The 25,994-nt window shown below is 56.7% G+C and carries 22 protein-coding genes; 8 read left to right on the forward strand and 14 right to left on the reverse strand.

The features are described from left to right. The first annotated feature begins 86 nt into the window (after positions 1–86). On the forward strand, positions 87–854 hold the full coding sequence (locus tag ACQUTP_RS17810) for a DedA family protein (protein WP_285755758.1): 768 nt from the start codon (positions 87–89) through the stop codon (positions 852–854). Here ACQUTP_RS17810 and thiQ read toward each other — a convergent pair. The 4 genes from thiQ to sgrR form a co-directional block, all read right to left on the reverse strand. Next, complete coding sequence (gene thiQ / locus ACQUTP_RS17815; RefSeq protein WP_017901198.1) at positions 841–1,542, reverse strand: thiamine ABC transporter ATP-binding protein ThiQ; 702 nt, start codon at positions 1,540–1,542, stop codon at positions 841–843. The genes ACQUTP_RS17810 and thiQ overlap by 14 nt on opposite strands. After that, on the reverse strand, positions 1,526–3,136 hold the full coding sequence (gene thiP / locus ACQUTP_RS17820; protein WP_004204304.1) for a thiamine/thiamine pyrophosphate ABC transporter permease ThiP: 1,611 nt from the start codon (positions 3,134–3,136) through the stop codon (positions 1,526–1,528). The genes thiQ and thiP overlap by 17 nt, the downstream gene beginning before the upstream one ends. After that, complete coding sequence (gene thiB / locus ACQUTP_RS17825) at positions 3,112–4,095, reverse strand: thiamine ABC transporter substrate binding subunit (protein ID WP_285755757.1); 984 nt, start codon at positions 4,093–4,095, stop codon at positions 3,112–3,114. The genes thiP and thiB overlap by 25 nt, the downstream gene beginning before the upstream one ends. Before the next feature lie 288 nt (positions 4,096–4,383). Further along, positions 4,384–6,039: an HTH-type transcriptional regulator SgrR gene (gene sgrR, locus ACQUTP_RS17830; RefSeq protein WP_285755756.1), complete on the reverse strand. Its 1,656-nt coding sequence runs from the start codon at positions 6,037–6,039 to the stop codon at positions 4,384–4,386. A gap of 87 nt (positions 6,040–6,126) precedes the next feature. Between sgrR and sgrT the strand changes: the two genes are divergently transcribed. Both sgrT and ACQUTP_RS17840 read left to right on the forward strand, forming a co-directional pair. Then, entirely contained in the window at positions 6,127–6,279 is a 153-nt protein-coding gene (sgrT, locus tag ACQUTP_RS17835; RefSeq protein WP_004204309.1) for a glucose uptake inhibitor SgrT, read from the forward strand. A 286-nt stretch (positions 6,280–6,565) separates the two neighbouring features. Next, entirely contained in the window at positions 6,566–7,750 is a 1,185-nt protein-coding gene (locus ACQUTP_RS17840; RefSeq protein WP_285755755.1) for a sugar efflux transporter, read from the forward strand. 44 nt (positions 7,751–7,794) lie between these two features. On the opposite strand, the gene ACQUTP_RS17845 is transcribed toward ACQUTP_RS17840, so the two are convergent. After that, positions 7,795–9,105 (reverse strand): MFS transporter, encoded by a 1,311-nt coding sequence (locus ACQUTP_RS17845; protein ID WP_004204313.1) that lies wholly within the window; start codon positions 9,103–9,105, stop codon positions 7,795–7,797. 231 nt (positions 9,106–9,336) lie between these two features. Here ACQUTP_RS17845 and ACQUTP_RS17850 point away from each other — a divergent pair, with 231 nt between their 5' ends. Next, on the forward strand, positions 9,337–10,233 hold the full coding sequence (locus tag ACQUTP_RS17850) for a LysR family transcriptional regulator (protein WP_004204315.1): 897 nt from the start codon (positions 9,337–9,339) through the stop codon (positions 10,231–10,233). Between the two features lie 37 nt (positions 10,234–10,270). Here ACQUTP_RS17850 and aroD read toward each other — a convergent pair whose 3' ends face one another. The 9 genes from aroD to leuL form a co-directional block, all read right to left on the reverse strand. Then, positions 10,271–11,026, reverse strand: coding sequence for a type I 3-dehydroquinate dehydratase (gene aroD / locus ACQUTP_RS17855; RefSeq protein ID WP_004204316.1), 756 nt, complete (start codon positions 11,024–11,026; stop codon positions 10,271–10,273). A 30-nt stretch (positions 11,027–11,056) separates the two neighbouring features. After that, a complete protein-coding gene (locus ACQUTP_RS17860; protein WP_004204317.1) occupies positions 11,057–12,271 on the reverse strand; it encodes an MFS transporter in 1,215 nt (404 codons plus the stop codon). A gap of 10 nt (positions 12,272–12,281) precedes the next feature. Continuing rightward, positions 12,282–13,145, reverse strand: a complete 864-nt coding sequence (locus ACQUTP_RS17865) for a shikimate dehydrogenase (RefSeq protein ID WP_017901194.1) — start codon at positions 13,143–13,145, stop codon at positions 12,282–12,284. Positions 13,146–13,156: 11 nt separating this feature from the next. Then, positions 13,157–15,190: an FAD-dependent oxidoreductase gene (locus tag ACQUTP_RS17870; protein WP_428902418.1), complete on the reverse strand. Its 2,034-nt coding sequence runs from the start codon at positions 15,188–15,190 to the stop codon at positions 13,157–13,159. A 397-nt stretch (positions 15,191–15,587) separates the two neighbouring features. After that, complete coding sequence (gene leuD / locus ACQUTP_RS17875) at positions 15,588–16,193, reverse strand: 3-isopropylmalate dehydratase small subunit (protein WP_004204321.1); 606 nt, start codon at positions 16,191–16,193, stop codon at positions 15,588–15,590. Between the two features lie 10 nt (positions 16,194–16,203). Further along, the gene (gene leuC, locus ACQUTP_RS17880; protein WP_004177417.1) at positions 16,204–17,604 is read right to left on the reverse strand and encodes a 3-isopropylmalate dehydratase large subunit; all 1,401 of its coding nucleotides are present in this window, start codon (positions 17,602–17,604) and stop codon (positions 16,204–16,206) included. A gap of 2 nt (positions 17,605–17,606) precedes the next feature. Beyond that, the gene (leuB, locus tag ACQUTP_RS17885) at positions 17,607–18,698 is read right to left on the reverse strand and encodes a 3-isopropylmalate dehydrogenase (protein WP_249108095.1); all 1,092 of its coding nucleotides are present in this window, start codon (positions 18,696–18,698) and stop codon (positions 17,607–17,609) included. Further along, positions 18,698–20,269, reverse strand: a complete 1,572-nt coding sequence (gene leuA / locus ACQUTP_RS17890) for a 2-isopropylmalate synthase (RefSeq protein ID WP_004204323.1) — start codon at positions 20,267–20,269, stop codon at positions 18,698–18,700. The genes leuB and leuA overlap by 1 nt, the downstream gene beginning before the upstream one ends. Before the next feature lie 95 nt (positions 20,270–20,364). Then, positions 20,365–20,451 (reverse strand): leu operon leader peptide, encoded by an 87-nt coding sequence (leuL, locus tag ACQUTP_RS17895; protein ID WP_017901192.1) that lies wholly within the window; start codon positions 20,449–20,451, stop codon positions 20,365–20,367. A 614-nt stretch (positions 20,452–21,065) separates the two neighbouring features. Between leuL and leuO the strand changes: the two genes are divergently transcribed. The 4 genes from leuO to cra all read left to right on the forward strand — a co-directional run bounded on the left by leuO (position 21,066) and on the right by cra (position 25,832). Continuing rightward, positions 21,066–22,034 (forward strand): transcriptional regulator LeuO, encoded by a 969-nt coding sequence (leuO, locus tag ACQUTP_RS17900; protein ID WP_072140386.1) that lies wholly within the window; start codon positions 21,066–21,068, stop codon positions 22,032–22,034. Positions 22,035–22,428: 394 nt separating this feature from the next. Beyond that, complete coding sequence (gene ilvI, locus ACQUTP_RS17905; RefSeq protein WP_049004284.1) at positions 22,429–24,153, forward strand: acetolactate synthase 3 large subunit; 1,725 nt, start codon at positions 22,429–22,431, stop codon at positions 24,151–24,153. A 2-nt stretch (positions 24,154–24,155) separates the two neighbouring features. Further along, the gene (ilvN, locus tag ACQUTP_RS17910; protein ID WP_002888536.1) at positions 24,156–24,647 is read left to right on the forward strand and encodes an acetolactate synthase small subunit; all 492 of its coding nucleotides are present in this window, start codon (positions 24,156–24,158) and stop codon (positions 24,645–24,647) included. 180 nt (positions 24,648–24,827) lie between these two features. Beyond that, positions 24,828–25,832 carry a catabolite repressor/activator gene (gene cra, locus ACQUTP_RS17915; RefSeq protein ID WP_004145952.1) on the forward strand — a complete coding sequence of 335 codons (1,005 nt, stop codon included), beginning with the start codon at positions 24,828–24,830 and terminating at the stop codon, positions 25,830–25,832. The last annotated feature ends 162 nt before the right edge of the window (positions 25,833–25,994 follow it).

Consider the following 25,994-nt stretch of genomic DNA (forward strand, 5'->3'; position numbering starts at 1 on the left):
CCAGTAAACTATTAAGACAATTGTTGGCTTGACGACGGCGCGATGGCTTCGGAGAATCCGGGCTTCGTTTTTTAACCGGGTACATTATGCAAGCATTGCTCGAACACTTTATTACCCAATCCACGGTCTACTCGTTGTTAGCCGTGATGCTGGTGGCCTTTCTCGAGTCGCTGGCGCTGGTGGGGCTTATTTTACCCGGAACGGTGATGATGGCCGGCCTTGGGGCGCTGATTGGCGGCGGTGAGGTTAATTTCTGGCAGGCGTGGCTGGCGGGGATCGTGGGCTGTCTGCTGGGAGACTGGATCTCATTCTGGCTCGGCTGGCGCTTTAAAAAGCCGCTGCACCGCTGGTCGTTCATGAAGAAAAACCGCGCCCTGCTGGAAAAAACCGAGCATGCGCTGCACCAGCACAGCATGATCACCATCCTGATTGGCCGCTTTGTCGGGCCGACGCGTCCGCTGGTGCCGATGGTCGCCGGGATGCTCGACCTGCCGGTGGCCAAATTCGTGCTCCCGAATATTATCGGCTGCCTGCTCTGGCCGCCGCTCTATTTCCTGCCGGGGATTCTCGCCGGCGCGGCGATTGATATTCCGGCCGATGAAAACAGCGCCAGCTTTCAATGGCTGCTGCTGGGGGCGGCGCTGCTGGCCTGGCTGGCGGGGTGGCTGTGCTGGCGGCTGTGGCGGAGCGCGAAAACGTCTGGCGATCGGCTGTCCCGCTGGCTGCCGCGCGGGCGTCTGCTGTGGCTGGCGCCGTGTATGGTCGCGCTGGCGGCAACGGCGTTAACATTTGTCTTCTGCCATCCGCTGATGCCGGTCTATCTGGCGATCCTGCACAAGGTTATCGCGCGCTGATCCCCATCAGATGCGAGGCGCTGCTGCGGCCGCTTAACAGCTCGGCGGTAGCGCCATCCCAGACAATGCGCCCTTCGGCGACCACAATCGAGCGCGGCGCGATGCGCGCGGCATCTTCCACGCTGTGCGAAACCATCAGCAGGGTGAGCTGCTGCTGTTCACAGACATCCGCCACCAGCGCCAGCATCTCCTGACGCAGCGCCGGGTCGAGCGCCGAGAAGGGTTCATCCAGCAGCAGCACCGGCTGCTGGCGCACCAGACAGCGGGCCAGCGCCGCGCGCTGCCGTTGACCGCCGGAGAGCGCTCCCGGCAGGCGGTCAAGCAGGGCATCAATTCCCATCTGGGCGGCAATCGCCGTGACTTTATGCTGCTGTTCGCGGCTCAGTTTCAGGCCAGGGTGGATCCCGAGGCTGATATTCTGCCGAATGGTCAGATGGTTAAACAGGTTATTCTCCTGGAACAGCATCGAGACCGGACGCTGCGCCGGCGGCGTCGCGTGATGCGTCTCGCCGTTAATCTGCAGGCTGCCGCTGGCGGGCGGCAGAAAACCGGCGATCAGATTCAGCAGGGTGCTCTTTCCGGCGCCGCTGGGGCCGAGCACCGCGATGCGCTCGCCGCGCGCGACGTCGAGAGTAAAGCGCATCGGCAGATGTTGGTACAGCCAGGTCACATCATTGAGTTTTAGCATCACGCCCCGGAAGTTTTTCAATCAGCGTAAATAGTAAGAAACAGAGCAGCAGCAGAAGCAGAGCGGTGACGGCGCCGTCCTGGCTGCGGTAGGCGCCTATCTGCTGGTAGAGATAGAAAGGCAGGGTGCGGAACGCCTCGTTGCCGAACAGCGCCACCACGCCGAAGTCGCCAATCGACAGCACGCAGGCGAAGGCTAACGCCTGGGCTAGGGGGCGCCGGAGCGCGCGAAGTTCGATGACCCGCAGTCGCGTCAGGCCTTCGATCCCCAGCGACTGGCACAGCATATTGTAGCGGACGGCAATGTCGCGCATCGGGTTTTCCAGCACTTTAAGCGCGTAGGGGATCGCCATCAGAGCGTTGGTAAAGATGACGATGCCGTCGGCGGACTCCGGCAGGCCGATGCTGTTATTGAGCAGCAGAAAGAAGCCGGTAGCCAGCACGATGCCCGGCATGGCAAGGATCAGCATGCCGCTCAGCTCCATCGCCTGCCCGGCCAGCGGCCGCTGACGGGCGCGCAGCTCGCGACTGCTCCATAGCAGCATCATTGTCAGGGTCACGCTCAACAGCCCGGCGGCGATGGCGATGCGCAGGGAAGTCGTTAATGCCTGCCAGAGGGCGGGCTGCGCCAGCACGTCCAGCATATTGCGGTTGACCCCGTCGACGATGACCGCCAGCAGCGGCGGCAGCAGCAGCAGCAGGGCGGCGCCGATCAGCAACCCATCGCTCAGCCGGCTATGCAGGCGATCGTCAGGGTCACGCCAGCCGCGGACATGGCTGACGCCGATAGCCACCGCTTTACTGAGGCGCTGGCTGAGCAGCACCAGCCCGAGGCAGCAGAGCATCTGAATCAACGCCAGCATTGCCGCTCGCGCCGGATCGTAGTCAAAGCTCAGCGCCTGGTAGATAGCCAGCTCAATCGTGGTGGCCTTCGGGCCACCGCCCAGCGACAGCACGGTGGCGAAGCTGGCAAAGCAGAGCATAAAAATCAGCGCGGCGACGGCGGGAATGTGCCGGCGCATCCATGGCCATTCGACGAGGCGGAAGAAGGCATAGCCGCGCATGCCAAGCTGGGCGGCAATTTGCCGCTGCTCGCCGGGAATGTTCTCCAGCGCCTGCAGCAGCAGGCGGGTGGCCATCGGCATATTGAAAAAGACGTGCGCCAACAGGATGCCCTGCAGGCCGTAAGGTGAGAAATCCCACTGCCAGCCGAAAGTGTGAAACAGCGAGGCCAGCCAGCCCTGGCGGCCATAGACGCTGAGGATGCCGAACACCGCCACCAGCACCGGCAGGATCAGGGTCATCGCGCACAGACGCAGCAGCAACGTGCGGCCGGGGAAGCGACGCCGATAAAGCGCGCGGGCGAGAAAGATAGCCGGCCCCACCGAGAGCAGCGCTGACAGCGACGCCTGCCAGAAGGAGAAGCGCACCACATGCCAGAGGTAGCTATCGCTGAAGACCGTCCGCCAGCCCGCGCCGGGCGCGCTGAACCACAGCGCCAGAAACGCCGCCAGCGCGACGGCGCAGAGCAGCGTAGCGGCGAACAGGCCCGGTAGCAGCCCGCTCAGGTTTAGCGGCTGACGGCGCGTTGCCATGCGCTAATCCAGGTCTGACGCTCGCTGGCGACCTGCTGCGGGGTAAAGGACAGGGTGGTCTGCGGCTTCACCAGGGTATCAAACCCGGCCGGCAGGGTGACCTGGGTCACCGGATACATCCAGTTGCCGGTAGGGATGGCGTTCTGGAAGCCAGGAGATACCATAAATTTGAGGAATTTTTCCGCCAGTTCCGGCTGCTTGCTGGCGGCGGTGCGGGCGGCAACTTCGACCTGCAGATAGTGGCCTTCGGCGAAGTTCGCCGCCGCATAGTGGTCTTTCTTCTCTTCAATCATGTGGTAGGCCGGCGAGGTGGTGTAGCTCAAGACCAGGTCGCTTTCCCCTTTCAGGAACAGACCGTAGGCTTCGCTCCAGCCCTTGGTGACGGTAACGGTTTTCGCCGCCAGCTTCTGCCAGGCCTCGGGCGCTTTATCGCCATAGACCTTTTGCATCCACAGCAGCAGCCCCAGCCCCGGGGTGCTGGTGCGCGGATCTTCATAGATGACCCGCCATTTTTGCGGGCTCTCGACCAGCTCTTTCAGGCTCTTCGGCGGGTTGGCCAGTTTGTTTTTGTCATAGACGAAGGCGAAATAGCCGTAGTCGTAGGGGACAAAGGTGTCGTTATCCCAGCCGCCCGGCACGCTGACCGCGCTGGCGGGAACCTGGCTTTTAGCGAACAGCTGACTCTGTGCCGCGGCTTCCAGCAGGTTGTTATCCAGGCCCAGCACGACGTCGGCCTTGCTGTTTTTGCCTTCCATGCGCAGGCGATTCAGTAGCGAAACGCCATCTTCCAGCGCGACGAACTTCAGCTCGCAGCCGCAGTCCGCTTCAAACGCTTTTTTGACCGCCGGGCCGGGGCCCCAGTCGGCAGAGAAGGAGTCATAGGTATAGACGGTGAGGACAGGCTTAGCCAGAGCGGGCATGGCGACCAGCGCCAGCAGCGGGAGTAATTTTTTCAACACTTTGCACCTCAGAAAAAAGGGGGGGCAAAGGATTTTGAGTGAGCCTCAAATCCCTTCGCCGGCGTTATCCGGATCAGGTTCGACGGGTATTTTCTCAGCCCATACGCTTCATCCTTCAAGCCGCATCTGCGTTAGCTTCGCGCGTTCACCCCAGTCACATAGTTATCTATGCTCCAGGGGATTCACCCGCTTGCTGCCTTGATGCAACTTGAATGATATTGCGTATGTTTATTAGCACCCCGTTGAGAACGGCCTTAGTGTAATGATTTTGTCAGATGACGGAAAGGCTTACGGCTCCGGCGGCGCAAACCATGCGGATTTAAAATCGAACCAGCCGAGGGTGTTCATCCGCACGCCGCGCATACTGCGCTGGCCCTGAATCATCAGCCAGTGATGGATCAGCGGCACGATATGCTGGCTGGCCAGCAGACGCTGACTCCAGGTGGCCGGATTAAACTCTCCCGCGCGCCAGCGGCTGGCGTCTTCCTGCCAGTCGATGGGGATGCAGCGCTGAATCAGCGGGACTTCGTACAGATAGGCGAATAGCGAGAATTCGATTGGCAAGGTGAAGTTAACGCTGTTGAGCCAGATATCGCTGACTACCTCGCCGCGATGCCAGGCATCGTACTCCAGCTCCTGGATCTCCAGCTTCACCTGATGCGCGGCCAGCAGGTCGCGCATGATCCCGCCGATCACCCGGTGTTCGACGTGATCGCGGTAATAGGTGAGGGTGACTGTCTCCAGCCCCGCCGGCTTCTCGCAGGCGTGGTTGCTGGCATGATGCCAGCGCGGCAGCAGGCCGTAGGCGGGAAACCAGTTGCCCTGGTAGTGTTCGCCCGCATGGTAGAGCAGGTTGGCGGGCTGAAACAGATAGCTTAGCCAGCGGCGCACCGCGTCGTTGGCCCCCAGCGGGCTTCGCGAGTCGAACAGCAGGTAATAGCAGCCCTCTTCCAGGCGACTCTCCACCGCCTTTTCGCTTTCGGTATTGCCCTGCAGCGTCAGGCCGCCGTTGGGCTCTTCGCTAATTTCCGGTAGCACCCAGACGTTCACCTCATCGATCAGCGCCCGGTAGCCAAAATAGTCCTCAAAGGCGTGGATCTTGAGCTGGTTCTGATTGTTACGCACCACGGCATACGGGCCGGTGCCGACCGGCATCGAAGAAAAGTGGTTCATGGTCTGCCACTCCTGCGGCAGCACCATCGCTGGCACCTGGCCCAGCAGCCAGGGCAGCCAGCGGTCGGGCTGGCGCAGATGAATATCCAGGGTCCAGGCGGTGGGCGACTCGATGCGTTCGATATGCGAATAGAGCGGCAGGGCATTGCTGCGCTGCAGAGAAGCGATCACATCGCTCATCTCCAGCTCACGGCCATGGTGAAAATGGATGCCTGGCCGGAGGAAAAAGCGCCAGTGGGTGGGCGTCAACTGCTGCCAGTGGTGGGCAATATCAGCTTCCAGTTCCCCATTTTCCTCATTTACCCGCGTCAGCGCGCTGAATATTTGCCGGGCGATATGGGTTTCCGAACGTCGCAGCGCGCTGCCGGGCAGTAAATTCTTCATCGGCCGGTAGTAGAGCACGCGCAGGATGTGCCGCCCCTGGCGGAAGCTGCGCCCGAGATGCGAGACCAGCATCTGACGGACGGCGGCTTTATCGCCGACCAGCTGCACCAGCTGATCGATGCGATCCTGTTCAAGCAGATCTTCGGCACGCTGCTGCTGCAGGGCGAGGCCGGTATAGAGAAAGGTCAGCCGCGAGCGTTTTCCGCGGCCAGCCTCCGCCTCCCAGGTCAGCCAGCCGCGGGACTCCATCATATTGAGCAAGGTGCGCATGTGGCGGCGCGAGCAGCTCAGCATTTCCGCCAGCTCGTTGAGGGTGGTCTCCTGCGACTTGCCGTCGCAGCACTGCCATAGACGGATGAACTGTTGTTGCAGACGGCCGGAAGACATAAAAGGGGAACTCCTGCGCAAAACTCAGCAATTTATTACTCCCCATATTAAGCCAATAATGAATCCCGATGAAGCGAGGAGGTGAATATGATGAGGTCTACCGCAAAATCGTTCTACCAGCGCTACTTTTCTGCGACGCAAGAAGCGTCCTGGCTGGCCCGCCTGATGGCAGGACGACAGCAGGAAATCCTGGGCGAACTGATGCAGTGGGGAGTGACGTCAAAGACCTCTGATCATTGACTTGCAGACATCATGTGTGACTGGGTATTGGTGTTATACTCGTCGTTTTTCAAGCTGCAGGTGCGCGCGCTTGCCCGGGTCTATCGCTGTCGATGCTCCCAGAGCCTATGTTCTGGCCGCGTGAATCGCCCCTACGGGACTCACCCTTTCGGAGCCAGCGTAAGCGCTGCGCAAAACGGTTAACCGTTTGTCCTGCAACGTGAAATCCACAGAGTATAGAATCACCCGCCAGCAGAAAGCCTCTGCTGGCTTTTTTCGTTTACTTCGCGTGTGTTAAGGACATTTCATGCTGTGGTTGATGACGATGGGACGACGGCTAAACGGCGTCTATGCCGCCTTTATGCTGGTTGCTTTTATGATGGGCGTGGCGGGCGCATTGCAGGCGCCGACGTTGAGTTTGTTTCTCAGCCGCGAAGTGGGGGCGCAGCCGTTCTGGGTGGGCCTGTTCTACACCGTGAATGCGATAGCCGGGATCCTGGTGAGTCTGGCGCTGGCCAAGCGCTCCGATAGCCGCGGCGACCGGCGGCGGTTAATTATGTTCTGCTGTCTGATGGCGGTAGGCAATGCGCTGCTGTTTGCCTTCAACCGCCACTATCTGACGCTGATCACCTGTGGGGTGATGCTGGCATCCATCGCTAACGCCGCCATGCCGCAGCTCTTTGCCCTGGCGCGGGAATATGCCGACAGCTCGGCGCGGGAAGTGGTGATGTTCAGCTCGGTCATGCGTGCCCAGCTGTCTCTGGCGTGGGTGATTGGCCCGCCGCTGGCCTTTATGCTGGCGCTCAACTATGGCTTTACCACCATGTTCTCTATTGCGGCGGGCATCTTTGCGATCAGCCTGGCGCTGATTACGGTCAAACTGCCCTCGGTTCCGCGCGTGGAACAGCCCTCGGAAGAGGCGGAGGCGCTGGCGCAGGCCGGCGGCTGGCAGGACAAGAATGTGCGGATGCTGTTTATCGCCTCCACCCTGATGTGGACCTGCAACACCATGTATATCATTGATATGCCGCTGTGGATCAGCAGCGATCTCGGGCTTCCCGACAGTCTGGCCGGGATCCTGATGGGCACCGCCGCCGGCCTGGAGATTCCGGCGATGATCCTCGCCGGCTACTACGTGAAGCGCTTTGGTAAACGTAAAATGATGGTAGCGGCGGTGGCGGCCGGTGTGCTGTTTTATCTGGGGCTGATCCTGTTTCATGCCCGAACGGCGCTGCTGGCCCTGCAGCTGTTCAACGCCATTTTTATCGGCATAATCGCCGGGATCGGCATGCTGTGGTTCCAGGATTTAATGCCGGGACGCGCGGGGGCGGCGACCACCCTGTTTACCAACAGTATTTCCACTGGCGTGATCCTCGCCGGCGTGATGCAGGGGGCGCTGTCGCAGAGCTATGGCCACGCCAGCGTCTACTGGACGATCGCCGCGATTTCGCTGGTGACGCTGTTTTTAACCAGCAAGGTGAAAGATATCTGACCGTCCTCTTCGCCCCGGCGTGCAATTCGCCGGGGCCGCCGTCTTTACTTCAGTTCGATTCGCTTGATGTCGCCGATGATAAAAATGTAGGCAATCACGCCGATCAGCGCCGTCAGGCCGACGTAGATCAGTGCGTAAAAGAAGTTACCCGTTGCGGAGATAATCACGCCAATTATCAGTGGGGCTATAATCGACGCCATATTAGCGCAGAAATTAAATATCCCGCCGGTCAGGCCTGCCATATTTTCCGGGGCAATATCAGAAATTAACGTCCAGCCCAGACCAACCATTCCCTGACCAAAAAATGCCACTGACATAATAATAATAACGGTGCTGTTGGCGCTCACCCAGTTCGCCGCAATAATACAGCTGGAGAGTAATAATCCGGAAATTATTGGTAACTTCCGACTGATATTGACGGAGCCGGTTCGCTTCAGCAGTCGGTCCGAGATCCAGCCGCCGAAGAGGATGCCGATGGCGGCGGCGAGAAACGGCCAGGTGGCGAAGAAGCCAACGTGCAGCCAGGGAAGATGGCGCTCGTTGGCCAGATAGCTGGGAAACCACGTCAGGAAAAACACCAGCGTGGTGTTGCCCGCAAACTGACCCAGACTGGCGCCGAGGATCTGGCGACAGCCCAGCAGGCGCCTGGCGTCACGCCAGTTAAATGGAACGTTCTGGATTTTATTGTTAATACCGTTTGCGCCGATATAATCCAGCTCCGCCTGATTAGCCGTGCGCGATTCATGGGGTTCGTGATAAAAACGCCACCACACCAAAGTAAATAAAATACCTAATCCTCCGGTGAGGAAAAAAAGCGTTCTCCAGCCGTGATGTTCGAGGATTAAAAATAACAGCGGTGAGAAGGCCGCCAGTCCTATATATTCACCAACCGTATATGTTGCCGTCGCACGTGCGCGCTCATGCTGCGGGAACCAGGTGCTGACGATGCGGCTGTTGGCCGGGAAGCAGGGCGCTTCACTGACGCCAAGTCCCAGGCGCAGAAGCAGCAGAGATTTAAGCCCGAGGGTGAAACTTTGCAGCAGGGTAAACAGCGACCAGAAGAAAATTGACAGGGCATAGGTCAGTTTGTTGCCGAAGCGGTCTAAAAACATGCCGCCGGGGATCTGCGCCAGGGCATAGGTCCAGGCAAAGGCGGAGAAAATGATGCCCATCATCGCCGGATCGATATGAATTTCCTGGGTTAACTGTGGGGCAACGATACCGAGGATGGTGCGGTCGAGATAATTGATCATCGTTCCGACGGACAACAGAAGTAAAATAACTATCCGAACGCGGCTTCTTTTTTTCGTCCCTGATGAGGAAGTGAGGACTTCCTGAGAGTTTGACATACTCATAGCGAGATCCTTTAAAGTTTAAAATATTTTTGCATATATTTGTATATGCAAAAATATCTCCGGGAACTATAGGTAGTATCTATGAATGGCAACGCTTTGTGGCACATTCATACGCTTCAGAAAATAATATTTGATATGCCGCCGATATTTACCCGCTCATGCGCATTATTGGTGGCTTGCATGGTATATTAGCATCAGTGGATTTATTCTTATATTATACGGGCAAAAATAATGAACCTAAAGCAACTTTATTATTTTAAACGTCTGTCTGAAACTGAACATTATACCGAAGCGGCCTCCAGTCTGTGCATCACTCAGCCTTCGCTAAGCCATGCGATATCAGAGCTGGAGAAGGAGTTAGGGGTCGCGCTGTTCGCCAGACAGGGACGGAACGTTAAAATTACGCAAAACGGCAAGCGTTTTCTGCCGTATGTCGAAGATGCCCTGGCCTCACTGGAAAATGGCCGCACAGTTTTGCAAAAAAACGGCGCTGAAAATAAAGAAAACATTCGTATCGCCTTTATTTACACGATGGGCGAATATGTTGTTCCGCAGTTAATTAATAAATATTCTCTTTCACCTGAGTTTCACAATGTGACTTTTTCTTTTACTCAAGGGACCTCGCTGACGCTGTTGCAGGAGCTGAAAGCGGGAAAAGTCGATCTGGCGATCTGCTCTTATATTGCCGATGAGCCAGATATCGATTTTATTCCGGTTATTCAGCAGGAGCTGGTGGTGGTGACCGCCAGGGATCATCCGCTGGCCCGCCTGTATGAACATGAAGTCGACCTCGTGGAGACGATTCATTATCCCTATATCTATTTTTCAGAAAATAGCGGCTTACGTCCGTTTATCGATAATGTATTTATGCAGCAAAAGCTGGTGCCGGAGATTGCCTGCTACGTGGAAGAGGATACCGCGATGGCCGGGCTGGTCAGCATTGACTACGGGATCGCGATCATGCCGCGGATCTCGGCGCTCTCCCATTACAACGTCCATATCCTGAAGATTAAAAACACCCTCCCTCCGCGCTATATCTATCTGGCGACCATGAAAGACCGGGGACTTTCCCCGGCGCTGCAGTCGTTTAAAAATGTGGTCATCCACGACAGCCAGAAGATCTGTTAGCGAATAGCCCGGAGTGGTCCTCCGGGCTAAGGGGTTATCAGGAGAGAATATCCATCACTTCACGCAGCTTATTGATGGCGATCTGTCCCGGCGCGGAAGCTTGACCCACGGTACCGAAGGTCATGGCTGAGCCAAAAAGACGCCCGGTCACCCGGCTGACGCCGCCTGATTTTCCCATCGACATGGTGATCAGCGGGCGGGTGGCATACTTCTCTTTCATGGTCAGCGTGGCGGCGAGCAGGGTCAGAACGTCCTGCGGCGATTGCGGCATCACCGCGATCTTCGGCAGATCGGCACCCAGATCCTGCATGCGGCGCAGGCGATAGATGATATCTTCCTGGGCGGGGGTTTTATGAAAATCATGGTTACTCATGATCACTTTGACGCCCGCGGCATGCGCATCGTCAACCAGCGCGCGGATCTGCGCTTCATCATTGAACAGCTCGACATCGATGACATCAACCAGTCCACTGCGCGCCGCTTCGCGGTTGAGCGCGAAGTAGGCATCGTCGCTGAGCTCGGTCTCGCCGCCTTCTTTCTTGCTGCGGAAGGTGAACAGCAACGGCAGGGCTTTCAGCGCACCACGGATTTCCGCCAGCGCGGCCATCACCTGGGCCATCTCTCTGACCTGCGTAAAGTGATCAACGCGCCATTCGATGATATCGGCGCCGGCGTCGACCAGGCCGTGGGCGTTACCCAGTATTTCATCCAGCGTTTTGCCGATCAGCGGTACACAAATTAAGGTTTCCCCTTCCTGGAAGGTGATGTTCTTTACGGTAACTGCATTTGTCATGTAGGCATCCATTATTATTCGCGTTGAACCTCAGGCGGTGACTGCGGTGCGTGATACTTTTTGCGCCGCCCGAGCCTGCAGTTGACGATAGCCGATGTACAGGGCGATCACAAAGCCGATCACGGCGATCGCAAAATCAAACCACATAATGCTGGCAATACTGATCTGCGAAAGTTTGGCGGTGATCAGCGGGATCGTGAAGCTGGCGATACTGCCGGCGGTGTAGAAGATCCCGGTTGCCTTGCCTTTCCCGTTCGGGAAGCTCATCGCCATGATCGTCGCTCCCAGCTGTAGCACTCCGCCCGCGGCGGCAAAGCCGATGACAAAGGCGAAGCCGGTAACCATCATCGGCGTCGGGAACAGGCACACCAGCAGCAGCGAGACCATCGACAGGCCAGTATAGATGATCATGGCGACGGCAGAGCTGAACACCTCTTTGACGAAGGCAGCAGTCACGAAGACGCAGACCAACGACCCAACGGTATAGATGCTGAGCAGCTTAATCGCCGAGGCATAGGGCAGCCCGACCACGAACTGGCCGTACTGCGCCAGCCACTGGCTGACCAGATAGAACGTCGCCATGCCGATATAGCCGTACAGCGTGAAGATCATCATATCCAGTTTGTTGGCCTGCGGACGGGCGAACGTTTCCGCCTGTGGTTCAGGAGATTCCTCTTTTTTCGCTGCCTGGCTGTCAGGGAATGGCATTTTAAGCAGGTAAATCCCGCTCAGTACAAAGAGCGCCGCCGCAATCACGAACGACCAGCCGAACCATAGATTCGCCCAGATCAGGAAGCTGATAATGAACGGCAGCAGGAACTGCCCGGCGGAAACGAAGGCTTTGATCAGCACGTTGGCCCGGCTGGCGGAGTGCGGGAAAGATTCCATCAGCGCCGGATAGGTGCCGGAGTCGAGGAAGCTGTTCGCCAGGCCCGCCATAATGCCGAAGACATAGGCCAGATAGATATTTTTGGTCAGCAGAATGCCGATAAAAAAGATCAGATAGCTGAGGATCCCCAGATAGATAAAGGGCTTACGACCAAAGCGATCCGACAGAAAGCCGGTCACGATGGTCGCTAACTTACCAATACCTAACGAGGAGATAACGATCGATACGCCGGCTTTATCTGTTCCCCACTGCTCCTGAAGATGAGCCATGTTGAGGGTGATCAGCAGCACCCCCATGCCATGAATCAGGTAGTTGAGGTACAGCCCTGCCGCGGTAGGGATGTATTTATTTTTCATCGCTTGCCCCTTAGAACAGGATGCTTTTGATGTAATCAACCGGCATCTGTTTACCCGTCCAGATTTCGAACGCGCGCGCGCCTTGCCACAGCATCATCCCGAGGCCGTTTAGCGTGCGGCAGCCTTTTTTCTCAGCCACTTCCAGCAGGTGGGTTTTGCGCGGGTTGTATACGACGTCGGAGACGATCAGATCCGGACGCAGAAAGCTGTCGTCCGGCAGCAGCATCTGGCCTTCGAACGGCTTCATGCCGACCCCGGTGGCATTGGTCAGGATCACGCTGCTATCGATTTCGGCACGCAGTTTGTCATGATCGTCAAGATCGAACAGATGGATCTCACAGCGCGTGTTGTTGCGGATCTTGGCGACCGTTTCTTCGGCGTTGGCGAAGAATTTATCGCGACGGTTGAAGATGGAGATCGCCTTCACGCCATCCAGTGCCGCCTGGACGCAGAGTGCGGTCGCCGCACCGCCGGCACCGAGCACGGTCATCTTCTTGCCAATGATATCGATACCCGCTTCGCTAAGGGCGCGCATATAGCCGGTGCCGTCGGTGATATGCCCGGTCAGGACGCCGTCGTCATTGACCACGGTATTCACCGCCCCGACCAGCTGCGCCGCCGGCGACAGCTTATCGAGATACTGGCAAATCTCGGTTTTGTTCGGCATAGAGACGTTAAAGCCGCGCAGCTTCAAAGCCCGGAAGCCCTGGACAACGTCTTTCAGCTCCTGATTACCGACTTCAAAAGCCAGGTAGACGTAGTCCAGCCCGAGATGGGCGAAAGCCTCGTTGTGCATGGTGGGCGACATGCTGTGGCGAATCGGGGTGGCTATCAGACCAATCAGCTCAGTGTGTCCAGTAATACGTTCTGCCATGACAAAAATCCTCAATAAGTTAGAAAGGGAATTCGTTGTGCTTCGCGGCTGCCCAGCGCACCCATGTCTTCGAGGGTGTCCAGCACGTTGCGGCCTTCGCGGATGCCGTCGATAATGCGTCGCGCCATCACGCTGTCGCCGATATTCATGATTTTGACGTTATTGGCATTGGCCCAGCGTTCGATCTCGTCGAGACCCGTCCGGTTGGCGCGCATCCCCAGACAGACAAAGCCGTAGTCGAAGGGGATATCGAAGGTGTGCTGTGTATTTTTCACCTGGAAATGGTCGGCAGCCACCGCCATCAGTTGCGTATTCATGTGCTGTTCGACCTGGTGCTCGTCGAGCATGGTCAACATGGCATTCTTGGTAATGATGTCGAGATCGCGACCGGCGGCGTCCTGCATTTCGATTAAGACCGCCTGCGCGCCGCGAGCGGTAAAGTATTCGATGACGTCGAGGCCAACGGCGCCCGCGCCGACAACGGCGATGCGTTTGCCCTCGACATGGGTAAATTTCGCCAGATTGTCGATCATGCCGGTAATGGAGAAGACTTTGCCTTCCGCGGCGTCAATATTCTCCCGCAGTCCAGCAATGGGCGGCAGCAGGGGGGTTGAGCCGGTGGCATTGACGATCAGATGTGGACGCAGGGCGGAAACCGAGGCCACGTCTGCCCGTTTGCCGACCTGCAGCATCAGGTTGTCCAGCGCGGCGATGCGGTTTTTCATAAACTGCGGGAAATCCGCGATGCGTTTTTTCTCCGGCAGACGGGCGATATCGCTGGCGAGACCGCCGACGTGATTTTTCGCCTCCAGCAGCCAGGTGTGGCAGCCGACTTCCGCCGCGGTGCAGGCGGCCTCCATCCCGGCAGTGCCGGCGCCGATGACGACCACGTTCGTTTCGCGATTAACGCGCCGCGTTTTGTAGGCATCGCCGTGAATGATGTCCGGGTTAATTGAACAGCGCAGCGGACGCGAGCGGGCGATGCGATGGTCGGCGCAGCCGATGTTGCAGGAGATGCATTTGCGCATCACGCGCTCTTTACCGCTTTGCACCTTCTGGACCCACTCCGGCTCGGCAATCAGACCGCGACCAATGGCAATGAGATCGGCATCGCCGCTGGCGAGGATATCCTCGGCCACCTGCGGGGTACGGATATTGCCGGCGATGACCGTGGGCTTATGGAATTTATCGCGCACCGCGCGGGAGAGGTAACGCTTCCAGCCATCCTCCAGCGACATCTGGTCGATTTGCAGATTCAGGTTGTCGTTCTGCGCCGCCGAGACGTTGATGATATCGACCTTCTCCTGACAGAGCTCAAGGATGCGCAAGGAATCTTCGAGGGTATTGCCGCCTTTGAGGAAGTCGTCGGCGCTGATGCGCAGGCTGACCGGAAAACGTGGCCCGACGCAGGCGCGAACTTTATCGACAATCAGACCTAATATTCGAGTGCGGTTTTCGACGCTGCCGCCAAATTCATCGGTGCGTTTGTTAAATAACGGCGATAAAAACTGGCTAATTAAATAGGAGTGGCCGGCATGAATTTCGACGCAGTCAAAACCCGCGCGACGAACGCGCTCTGCGGCGTCCCCGAATTTTTCCACCGCGTGATAAATTTCCTCATGGGTCATTGGCCGCGGAATATTACCGTGCTTTTTCGAGGGCGTCGTCGAGGAGGAGAGCGGTGTCTGACCCTCGAGGCGGTAGGCATAAGCGGAAGCGCCAGCGTGATTTAACTGAATGGATACGCAGGCGCCGTGTTTATGCAGGGTCTCGGTTAATTTAAACAGCCGCGGGATATATTGATCGTTATCGATCCGCAGTTGGGTGGTGCCGTTGGAAGCGAAAGGGAAATCAATACAGATGTTTTCGATGGTGATAAGACCGGTGCCGCCTTTGGTCCGTAGTTCGTAGTATTCCAGCTGTTCCTGCGAGACCTCGCCATTGAGCGTAGCCATATTGGTGCCCATCGGGGGCATAATAATGCGGTTTTTTAGCGTCATGCCGTTGATGGTCAACGGACTGAAAAGGTGCGGATAGTGGCTCATCTCTTCTCTCCACAGGAGGCCGGGAGGCCGCTATGCGGGGGCCCGGGCGTGTCCTTAGTTAATATTTCTCTGTGGAAAAAGATAGCGAGGGGAAAAATTGAAAAATAATGTTTTTTTTTGCTGTGAGCTATAGGGGTTCTCTATGAGATTAACGCTTCTTTCACATTGTTATATTTTTATATTAAACACTCATACCTTATTTTTACTTGCAGTGAAGGGTTAATACATAAACCGCGCAGGTCAGGGGGAAGAAAGCGAAATCATTCGTCTTTATCGCGTGGGGCAGGCCAACGTCATGGGCTGACGTTCGAAGAATTAATATTGTTTTTTGTGCGTGAGATCTCAATTTTCTGCCGCAATAAATTAAAAAGCCCGGTCAAATGACCGGGCGCGAAGCTTAATTCATAAACGCCGGCAGCTTGTGCTCATAGTCGGAAATCGCCGCTTCATGTTGCAGCGTCAGGCCGATGCTATCCAGGCCATTAAGCATGCAGTGGCGACGGAAATCGTCGATCTTAAAGCTGTAGGTTTTATCCCCCGCTTTCACCACCTGCGCTTCCAGGTCCACTTCAAACGTAATGCCCGGGTTGGCCTGCACCAGTCTGAACAGCTCGTCGACCTGCTCATCGCTCAGCGTCACCGGCAGCAGCTGGTTGTTGAAGCTGTTGCCGTAGAAAATATCGGCAAAGCTTGGGGCGATAACGACTTTAAAACCGTAATCGGTCAGCGCCCACGGCGCATGCTCGCGGGAGGAGCCGCAGCCGAAGTTTTCCCGCGCCAGCAGGATAGAGGCGCCTTTGTACTCAGGAAAGTTCAGCACGAACTCCGGGTTCGGCTGTTGACCTTTATCATCGAGGAAGCGCCAGTCGTTGAACAGGTGCGCGCCAAAGCCGGTGCGGGTCACTTTCTGCAGAAACTGCTTGGGAATGATCGCGTCGGTATCGACGTTTGCAGCATCCAGCGGAACCACCAGGCCGGTATGTTGAGTAAATTTCTCTGCCATGATGGTCTCCTTACTTCAGATTACGGATATCGGCGAAATGGCCGGTCACAGCCGCCGCCGCGGCCATTGCCGGGCTCACCAGGTGCGTGCGTCCGCCGCGGCCCTGACGGCCTTCAAAATTACGGTTGCTGGTGGAGGCGCAGCGCTCGCCCGGGTTCAGGCGGTCGTTGTTCATCGCCAGACACATCGAGCAGCCCGGTAAGCGCCACTCAAAGCCGGCTTCGATAAAGATCTTATCCAGGCCTTCCGCTTCCGCTTGCGCTTTCACCGGACCGGAACCCGGTACCACCAACGCCTGGACGCCCGGCGCCACTTTACGCCCTTTGGCGATTTCCGCCGCGGCGCGCAAATCTTCGATACGCGAGTTGGTACAGGAGCCGATGAACACTTTATCGATAGCCACTTCCGTCAGCGGGATGCCGGATTTCAGTCCCATATAGGCCAGCGCTTTCTCAGCGCTGGCGCGTTCCACCGGGTCGCTGAATGACGCAGGATCAGGGATATTATCGGTGACCGAAATCACCTGGCCTGGGTTGGTGCCCCAGGTCACCTGCGGAGCAATTTCCGCCGCCTGCAGCGTCACCACGGTGTCAAATGTGGCGCCGTCGTCGGTTTTCAGGGTTTTCCAGTACGCCACCGCATCGTCAAAATCTTTGCCTTTCGGCGCGTGCAGACGGCCGCGTACGTAATTGAAGGTGGTTTCATCCGGCGCGACCAGGCCCGCTTTGGCGCCCATCTCGATCGCCATGTTGCACAGGGTCATGCGGCCTTCCATGCTCAGATCGCGGATCGCTTCGCCGCAGAATTCCACCACGTGGCCGGTGCCGCCGGCGCTGCCGGTTTTACCAATGATCGCCAACACGATATCTTTGGCGGTGATGCCCGGCGCCGCTTTGCCTTGCACTTCGATTTTCATGGTTTTCGCACGACCCTGTTTCAGGGTCTGGGTCGCCAGCACATGTTCCACTTCGGAAGTGCCGATGCCGAAGGCCAGCGCGCCGAACGCGCCGTGGGTGGCGGTATGGGAGTCGCCGCATACAATGGTCATCCCCGGCAAGGTCACCCCTTGTTCCGGGCCCATTACGTGAACGATGCCCTGGTACGGGTGATTCAGGTCGTACAGCTCAACGCCGAACTCTTTACAGTTCTTAATCAGCTCCTGCATCTGAATGCGGGCCATCTCGCCGGACGCGTTAATGTCTTTGGTCTGCGTCGAGACGTTGTGATCCATGGTGGCGAAGGTTTTACCCGGCTGGCGCACCTGGCGGCCGTGGGCGCGCAGGCCGTCAAAGGCCTGCGGGGAGGTAACTTCATGCACCAGATGGCGGTCGATATACAACAGCGGGGTTTCGTTTTGCGCCTCATACACCACGTGCGCATCAAACAATTTTTCGTATAACGTCTTCGCCATGATTACACCCCTTCTGCGACATAGCGGGCAATGATATCGCCCATTTCATCAGTGCTGACCGCCGCCGTGCCGCGCGCTAAGTCGCCGGTACGAACCCCTTCCTCCAGAGCGCGGTTAATCGCGCTTTCAATTGCGCTCGCCGCCTCGTTAGCGTCAAGGCTATAGCGCAGCAGCAGCGCCAGGGAGAGGATCTGCGCAATCGGGTTAGCGATATTTTTGCCAGCGATATCCGGCGCCGAGCCGCCTGCAGGCTCGTACAGGCCGAAACCTTGTTCGTTAAGGCTGGCGGACGGCAGCATACCCATCGAGCCGGTGATCATTGCGCACTCGTCGGAGAGGATGTCGCCGAACAGGTTGGAGCACAGCAGCACGTCGAACTGAGACGGATCTTTAATCAGCTGCATGGTGGCGTTATCGATATACATATGCGCCAGCTCAACGTCCGGATACTCTTTGCCGATCTCACTGACGATTTCGCGCCACAGAATAGAGGACTGCAGAACGTTGGCTTTATCGATGGAGGTCACTTTGTGACGACGTTTACGGGCAGATTCAAAAGCGATGCGCGCGATACGTTCGATTTCAAAGCGGTGATACACCTCGGTATCAAAAGCTTTCTCATGCTGACCGCTGCCTTCGCGGCCTTTCGGCTGGCCGAAGTAGATGCCGCCGGTCAGTTCGCGAACGCAGAGAATGTCGAAGCCGTTGGCGGCGATGTCGGCGCGCAGCGGGCAGAACTCTTCCAGCCCCTGATACAGTTTGGCCGGGCGCAGGTTGCTGAACAGTTTGAAGTGTTTACGCAGCGGCAGCAGGGCGCCGCGCTCTGGCTGTTCTGCGGGCGGCAGGTGTTCCCACTTCGGGCCGCCAACGGAGCCGAACAGGATCGCGTCCGCCTGCTCGCATCCGGCGACCGTCGCCTGCGGCAGGGGAGTTCCATGGCGGTCGATGGCCGCGCCGCCGACGTCGTACTGGCTGGTGGTAATGTGCATGGCAAAACGTTGGCGCACGGCTTCCAGTACTTTCATCGCCTGGTTCATCACTTCCGGGCCAATGCCATCACCCGGCAAAACGGCAATATGGTAATTCTTCGACATTACACGGTTTCCTTATTGTTCTCTTTATTCTGAGCTTTGCGTTGCAATTCTTTTTCGACTTCGGCGGCGCGCCAGATGTTGTTCAGCACATGAACCATCGCTTTGGCTGACGACTCTACGATATCCGTTGCCAGACCAACGCCGTGGAAACGGCGGCCGTTGTAGTCAACGACGATATCCACCTGGCCCAGGGCGTCTTTGCCGTGGCCTTTCGCGCTTAAGCCATATTTCACTAATTCAATGTTGTAATTGGTGACGCGGTTAATCGCCTGGTAGATAGCATCGACCGGACCGTTGCCGTTGGCGGCTTCAGTTTTGATCTCATCCCCGCAGACCAGTTTGATCGAGGCGGTGGCGATATCGCTGGAGCCGGACTGAACGTTGAAGTAATCCAGGCGGAAATGCTCTGGCTCTTCCTGCTGCTTGTTGATAAAGGCCAGCGCTTCCAGATCGTAATCGAAGACCTGTCCTTTTTTGTCCGCCAGCTTCAGGAACGCGTCATACAGATGATCCAGGTTGTAATCGCTCTCCTGGTAGCCCATCTCTTCCATCCGGTGTTTCACCGCCGCGCGGCCGGAACGGGAGGTCAGGTTCAACTGCACCTGGTTCAGACCGATGGATTCCGGGGTCATGATCTCGTAGTTTTCGCGGTTCTTCAGCACGCCGTCCTGGTGGATACCGGAGGAGTGGGCGAAGGCGCCGGTGCCGACGATGGCTTTGTTCGCCGGGATCGGCATGTTGCAGATCTGGCTGACGGTCTGGCTGGTGCGCCAGATTTCATGGTGGTTGATATTGGTGTGCACGTTCATGATGTCTTTGCGCACTTTAATCGCCATGATGACCTCTTCCAGCGCGCAGTTGCCGGCGCGCTCGCCGATACCGTTCATCGCGCCTTCTACCTGGCGAGCTCCGGCGTGGACTGCGGCGAGGGCGTTGCCGACGGCAATGCCCAGGTCATCATGGGTGTGAACGGAGATAATGGCTTTGTCGATATTCGGTACGCGCTCATACAGGCCGCTGATAATGTTGGCGTACTCGAACGGCATGGTGTAGCCGACGGTATCCGGAATATTTATGGTGGTGGCGCCAGCGTTAATCGCTGCTTCCACGACGCGAGCCAGGTCAGCTATTGGCGTACGGCCGGCGTCTTCACAGGAGAATTCGACATCGTTAGTGTAATTGCGCGCCCGCTTCACCATATAAACCGCTCGCTCAATGACTTCATCCAGGGTGCTGCGCAGTTTGGTGGCGATATGCATCGGCGAGGTGGCGATGAAGGTGTGGATACGGAACGCTTCGGCCACCTTTAAGGATTCCGCCGCCACGTCGATATCTTTCTCAACGCAACGCGCCAGAGCGCATACGCGGCTGTTTTTGATGGTGCGCGCGATGGTCTGCACGGATTCAAAATCGCCCGGAGAAGAAACCGGGAAACCGACTTCCATCACGTCAACACCCATGCGCTCGAGGGCCAGAGCGATCTGCAGCTTCTCTTTGACACTCAGGCTTGCCTGTAACGCTTGTTCGCCATCACGTAAGGTCGTATCGAAAATAATGACTTGCTGGCTCATGGTTTGGATCCTTAGTCTGTGTCCTGGCGCCTTGTTGACGAGCATAAAAAAACCCGCGCCAAGGCGCGGGTTTTATAGTCTTGCTGGAAGATGACTTAACGCTGAACGTCGCCCAACAGCCTACCGCGCAAATGGCATGCGTTTAGTAGTAGTAGGCTGGTGATGCGAGTGGTGCGAATCATTGCGTCAAACTCCAGATGAAATCGTTATGCTTTTAGAGTTACTGGATAGCCGTTTCAAAGTCAACCCCTGGCATGGAAAAAGCGTTTTTGGTCCACGGCGTGAATTAGCTAATTGTGCTGATGTTTGCCCTTTTTTGCCGAAGATCCTTTTTTGGCCCTGCGGGAGCGCACTGGGATATGTTTCATTTGACAATGTACTTTGCATTAAAGGCTTCGCTCACGATGCACCGCGAGCGAGGCGGCAAAAAATCGCTATCTAAATGAAAAGATTATATTTATTTTTCGTGTGAATATCTCCACCCCTTAACGGCTCTTTTTTCAATGATAAATGGTTGTTAATTTTATGGGGTGGAAAATAAAATGCTTTATTATTGCTTAAGTTACAGTTAATCATTGGTGTTGTTTTTATTTTTCTGAATTATGGTTAAACTCATCATCATTAAGTAACTAGTATGGTTTGAGCAGTTCACCTATTCCGGCGGTACCGGATTTACACTGCCACTCATAGCCTTGATATATTCCTAAAATACACCTTTGCTATTTTGCAAATGTCATTAGCATGATAAATGATATTTTCGCCGCTAATCATAGCGGTTTAGTAAAGGGAATTCATCGTGACGGCGGAACTAGATATGTTAATTGAAAGTCCAGAATATAAATCAGCCCCCGGACAGGAAGTCGTAAAACCTCAACTACGGATGGTTGATCTCAATCTGCTTACCGTTTTTGATGCGGTTATGCAGGAACAGAATATTACCCGTGCCGCCCATACGCTAGGCATGTCTCAACCGGCGGTGAGCAACGCGGTTTCACGTCTGAAAGTGATGTTTAATGATGAACTGTTTGTGCGCTATGGCCGCGGTATTCAGCCGACGGCGCGGGCCTATCAGCTCTTTGGCTCAGTGCGCCAGGCGCTGCAGCTGGTGCAAAACGAATTGCCAGGCTCCGGTTTTGAACCACTGAGCAGTGAGCGTGTTTTCAATCTGTGCGTCTGTAGCCCGCTGGATAACATCCTGACGTCGGTGATATTTAATAAAGTCGCTGAAATCGCGCCCAATATTCATTTAGTCTTTAAATCAGCGCTTAATCAAAATACGGAACATCAGCTACGTTATCAGGAAACGGAATTTGTGATCGGTTATGAAGAGTTCCGTCGCCCTGAGTTTGCCTGTGTGCCGCTATTCAAAGATGAAATGGTTCTGGTGGCCAGTCGCAACCATCCGCGTATCTCCGGACCGGTGATGGAGGCTGATATTTATCGCGAGGAGCATGCCGCGGTGGCTCTCGATCGGTATGCCTCATTCAGTCTGCCGTGGTATGACACGGCCGATAAACAAGCGCGCATCGCATATCAAGGTAATGCGATGGTCAGCGTATTAAACGTGGTGTCACAAACACAGATGGTGGCCATTGCGCCGCGCTGGTTGGCAAATGAGTTTGCCGATAAGTTAGCGCTGCAAATATTACCTCTGCCGCTGAAGGTGAATAGCCGGACCTGCTATCTCTCCTGGCACGAAGCGGCGGGTCGCGATAAAGGCCATCAGTGGATGGAAGAGCTGCTGGTGGATATTTGTCAGCGCTGAGCCGATGGCAATGATCATGAAAGGGGCTTCGGCTCCTTTTTTTATATGATTGAATTACAAGAATGCAGAATTTTATGCTGTTTACCCTTTCAGTTGCTCTCCGCCCGTTAACAAAAAATGGATCAATTCCTGCTATCGCGCCTTTTCTCCGAGTATTTACTATTCTCTTTTCTTATCTCTGAAGCATTCCACCATATTTTCCTCTCTCCGCTTGTTTTTCTTCTTATTCCACTTAGAAAGCCCCTGTCGTGGCGAATTGCCTGCCTGCTGGCGAGCAGTTATGGTAGTGGCATGCAGTCCATTCACCTCAGTGCGGAGGGGTACCCCTTCGCATCGTGCGAGCGCGCGGAAATTGAGTTCCGCTGTCGTAAAACAATAAGCCTGGAGGCAAACCATGGAGATGTTGTCAGGAGCCGAGATGGTCGTCCAATCGCTTGTCGATCAGGGCGTCAAGCAAGTATTCGGCTATCCCGGAGGCGCAGTCCTCGATATCTATGATGCGTTACATACCCTTGGCGGTATCGATCATGTGCTGGTTCGCCACGAGCAGGCGGCGGTGCATATGGCGGATGGTCTGGCGCGAGCGACCGGGGAGGTCGGTGTGGTGCTGGTGACCTCAGGGCCTGGGGCGACGAACGCCATCACCGGTATCGCGACGGCCTATATGGACTCTATCCCGCTGGTGATCCTCTCAGGGCAAGTGGCGACATCGCTTATCGGCTACGATGCCTTCCAGGAGTGCGACATGGTGGGGATTTCCCGCCCGGTGGTGAAGCACAGTTTCCTGGTGAAGCAGACCGAAGATATTCCCGGCGTGCTGAAGAAAGCCTTCTGGTTAGCGGCCAGCGGTCGCCCCGGGCCGGTGGTGGTCGATCTGCCGAAGGATATACTCAATCCGGCGAAGAAACTGCCGTACGTCTGGCCAGACGCGGTCAGCATGCGCTCGTATAACCCGACGACCAGCGGCCATAAAGGCCAGATTAAACGCGCCCTGCAGACCCTGGTGGCGGCGAGCAAGCCGGTCGTCTACGTCGGCGGCGGGGCGATCAATGCGCAATGCGAACCACAGCTGCGCGAACTGGTGGAAAAGCTGAAGCTGCCGGTGGCCTCCTCCCTGATGGGGCTGGGCGCTTTCCCGGCGACGCACTCGCAGGCGTTGGGGATGCTGGGCATGCACGGCACCTATGAAGCCAACATGACCATGCACCATTCAGACGTGATTTTTGCCGTCGGCGTTCGCTTTGACGATCGGACCACCAATAACCTGGCCAAATACTGTCCGAACGCGACTGTGCTGCATATTGATATCGATCCGACCTCAATCTCGAAAACCGTGCCGGCAGATGTGCCGATCGTCGGCGATGCCCGGCTGGTGCTGGAACAGATGCTGGAGCTGCTGGAGCAGGAAGAGGCGCAGCAGCCGCTGGACGACATTCGCGACTGGTGGCAGCAGATTGAGCAGTGGCGCGCCCGCCATTGCCTGCGCTACGACGACCAGAGCGACAAGATCAAACCGCAGGCGGTGATAGAAACTATCTGGCGCCTGACTCAGGGCGATGCCTATGTCACTTCCGATGTGGGTCAGCACCAGATGTTCGCCGCCCTCTATTACCCCTTCGACAAGCCGCGGCGCTGGATTAACTCCGGTGGCCTCGGCACCATGGGCTTTGGCCTACCGGCTGCGCTGGGGGTCAAAATGGCTCTGCCGGACGAAATGGTCGTCTGCGTGACCGGTGACGGCAGTATCCAGATGAACATTCAGGAACTCTCTACTGCGCTGCAGTATGAGCTGCCGGTCCTGGTGCTTAACCTCAACAACCGCTATCTGGGGATGGTGAAGCAGTGGCAGGATATGCTCTATTCCGGGCGCCACTCGCAGTCCTATATGGAGTCGCTGCCGGACTTCGTTCGTCTGGCGGAAGCCTACGGCCACGTTGGGATCCGCATCAGCGAGCCGCAGGAGCTGGAGACGAAGCTTGCAGAAGCCCTGGAGCAGGTGCGACAGCGCCGGCTGGTGTTTGTCGATGTCACCGTCGACGGCAGTGAGCATGTGTACCCCATGCAGATCCGCGGCGGCGGCATGGATGAAATGTGGTTGAGCAAAACGGAGAGGACCTGATTATGCGCCGGATATTATCGGTATTACTGGAAAACGAATCGGGCGCATTGTCCCGCGTTATCGGCCTCTTTTCCCAGCGCGGCTATAATATAGAAAGCCTGACTGTCGCCCCGACGGACGATCCGACCCTCTCCAGGATGACCATCCAGACCGTGGGCGATGAAAAAGCGATCGAGCAGATTGAAAAGCAGCTGCACAAGCTGGTGGATGTCCTGCGGGTCAGCGAGCTGGGGCAGGGGGCTCATGTCGAACGCGAAATCATGCTGGTGAAGGTCCAGGCCAGCGGTTACGGCCGTGAAGAAGTGAAGCGCAACACCGAAATCTTTCGTGGACAGATTATCGACGTGACGCCTTCTATCTATACCGTTCAACTCGCCGGCACCAGCGATAAGCTCGACGCTTTCCTGGCCTCCCTGCGCGATGTCGCTCGGATCGTGGAAGTGGCTCGCTCCGGCGTGGTCGGCCTGTCTCGCGGTGATAAAATCATGCGCTGAGGATCGGGAACTGATGCAAAAATAGCCCGGCAGCGACTGTCGGGCTTTTTTTTTGCGAAATCAGTAGGAACTGTAAGCGAAAGCGGTTGCTGCGCTAACTATTCTGCGCTTAGATGTTATAAAAAGGGTTCCATACCTGAATAATGGTTATGTTTGGCACTTCTTACCCAAGGGGCAATTGTGAAACTGGATGAAATCGCCCGGCTGGCCGGTGTTTCAAGAACCACCGCGAGCTATGTGATTAATGGCAAAGCGAAGCAGTACCGCGTAAGCGACAAGACGGTCGAAAAGGTGATGGCTGTCGTGCGAGAGCACAACTATCATCCGAATGCGGTCGCTGCTGGCCTGCGTGCAGGACGCACACGCTCTATCGGTCTGGTGATCCCGGATCTGGAAAACACCAGCTATACCCGCATTGCAAATTATCTGGAGCGGCAGGCGCGCCAGCGCGGCTATCAGCTGCTGATTGCCTGCTCGGAGGATCAGCCCGATAACGAAATGCGCTGTATCGAGCATCTGCTACAGCGCCAGGTGGACGCCATCATTGTTTCCACCTCGCTGCCGCCGGAGCACCCTTTCTACCAGCGCTGGGCTAACGATCCGTTTCCGATTGTCGCCCTCGACCGCGCCCTTGATCGCGAGCACTTCACCAGCGTCGTCGGCGCTGATCAGGATGACGCCGAGATGCTCGCCGCCGAGCTGCGGACTTTTCCAGGCGAAACGGTGCTTTATCTTGGCGCGCTGCCGGAACTGTCGGTGAGCTTCCTGCGCGAGCAAGGCTTCCGTAAAGCCTGGCAGGACGATCCGCGTGAGGTGCATTATCTCTATGCCAACAGCTATGAGCGAGAAGCGGCGGCCCAGCTGTTTGAAAAATGGCTTGAAACCCATCCGATGCCGCAGGCGCTGTTTACCACCTCTTTCCCGCTGCTGCAGGGCGTCATGGATGTGACGCTGCGCCGTGAGGGTAAACTGCCTTCCGAGCTGGCGATCGCCACCTTCGGCGATAATGAGCTGCTCGATTTCCTGCAGTGTCCGGTACTGGCCGTGGCCCAGCGCCATCGCGATGTTGCTGAGCGGGTGCTCGAGATCGTCCTCGCTAGCCTCGATGAACCGCGCAAGCCGAAGCCGGGCCTCAGCCGTATTCGTCGTAATCTTTATCGCCGCGGCAGCCTGAATCGCCGTTAAGGGCGCAATATCGTCAGCATCCAGGATTATTCCTGGCAGGCCTGCCAGAGAGCAGGCCGCTGGCGATAAATCAGGCAACTGACGTCCAGAATGCAAAACTGAATATATTTCAGACAAATCCCTAAACTTCTTTACGCGTTATTTTATTTTATTCCCTGGCAA

It is taken from the genome of Klebsiella sp. 2-CIP_Kleb., assembly GCF_050378715.1.
GTDB classification, from domain to species: Bacteria; Pseudomonadota; Gammaproteobacteria; order Enterobacterales; family Enterobacteriaceae; genus Klebsiella; species Klebsiella quasipneumoniae.

Coding starts and splice junctions, on each gene's coding strand:
- ACQUTP_RS17840 (WP_285755755.1), top strand. CDS start 6,566: ATGCTGTGGTTGATGACGATGGGACGACGGCTAAACGGCGTCTATGCC.
- leuA (WP_004204323.1), bottom strand. CDS start 20,269: ATGAGCCAGCAAGTCATTATTTTCGATACGACCTTACGTGATGGCGAA.
- leuD (WP_004204321.1), bottom strand. CDS start 16,193: ATGGCAGAGAAATTTACTCAACATACCGGCCTGGTGGTTCCGCTGGAT.
- ACQUTP_RS17870 (WP_428902418.1), bottom strand. CDS start 15,190: ATGAGCCACTATCCGCACCTTTTCAGTCCGTTGACCATCAACGGCATG.
- ACQUTP_RS17810 (WP_285755758.1), top strand. CDS start 87: ATGCAAGCATTGCTCGAACACTTTATTACCCAATCCACGGTCTACTCG.
- aroD (WP_004204316.1), bottom strand. CDS start 11,026: ATGACAAATGCAGTTACCGTAAAGAACATCACCTTCCAGGAAGGGGAA.
- sgrR (WP_285755756.1), bottom strand. CDS start 6,039: ATGTCTTCCGGCCGTCTGCAACAACAGTTCATCCGTCTATGGCAGTGC.
- sgrT (WP_004204309.1), top strand. CDS start 6,127: ATGATGAGGTCTACCGCAAAATCGTTCTACCAGCGCTACTTTTCTGCG.
- ACQUTP_RS17865 (WP_017901194.1), bottom strand. CDS start 13,145: ATGGCAGAACGTATTACTGGACACACTGAGCTGATTGGTCTGATAGCC.
- ilvN (WP_002888536.1), top strand. CDS start 24,156: ATGCGCCGGATATTATCGGTATTACTGGAAAACGAATCGGGCGCATTG.
- thiQ (WP_017901198.1), bottom strand. CDS start 1,542: ATGCTAAAACTCAATGATGTGACCTGGCTGTACCAACATCTGCCGATG.
- ACQUTP_RS17850 (WP_004204315.1), top strand. CDS start 9,337: ATGAACCTAAAGCAACTTTATTATTTTAAACGTCTGTCTGAAACTGAA.
- leuL (WP_017901192.1), bottom strand. CDS start 20,451: ATGATTCGCACCACTCGCATCACCAGCCTACTACTACTAAACGCATGC.
- ilvI (WP_049004284.1), top strand. CDS start 22,429: ATGGAGATGTTGTCAGGAGCCGAGATGGTCGTCCAATCGCTTGTCGAT.
- thiP (WP_004204304.1), bottom strand. CDS start 3,136: ATGGCAACGCGCCGTCAGCCGCTAAACCTGAGCGGGCTGCTACCGGGC.
- ACQUTP_RS17860 (WP_004204317.1), bottom strand. CDS start 12,271: ATGAAAAATAAATACATCCCTACCGCGGCAGGGCTGTACCTCAACTAC.
- leuC (WP_004177417.1), bottom strand. CDS start 17,604: ATGGCGAAGACGTTATACGAAAAATTGTTTGATGCGCACGTGGTGTAT.
- ACQUTP_RS17845 (WP_004204313.1), bottom strand. CDS start 9,105: ATGAGTATGTCAAACTCTCAGGAAGTCCTCACTTCCTCATCAGGGACG.
- leuB (WP_249108095.1), bottom strand. CDS start 18,698: ATGTCGAAGAATTACCATATTGCCGTTTTGCCGGGTGATGGCATTGGC.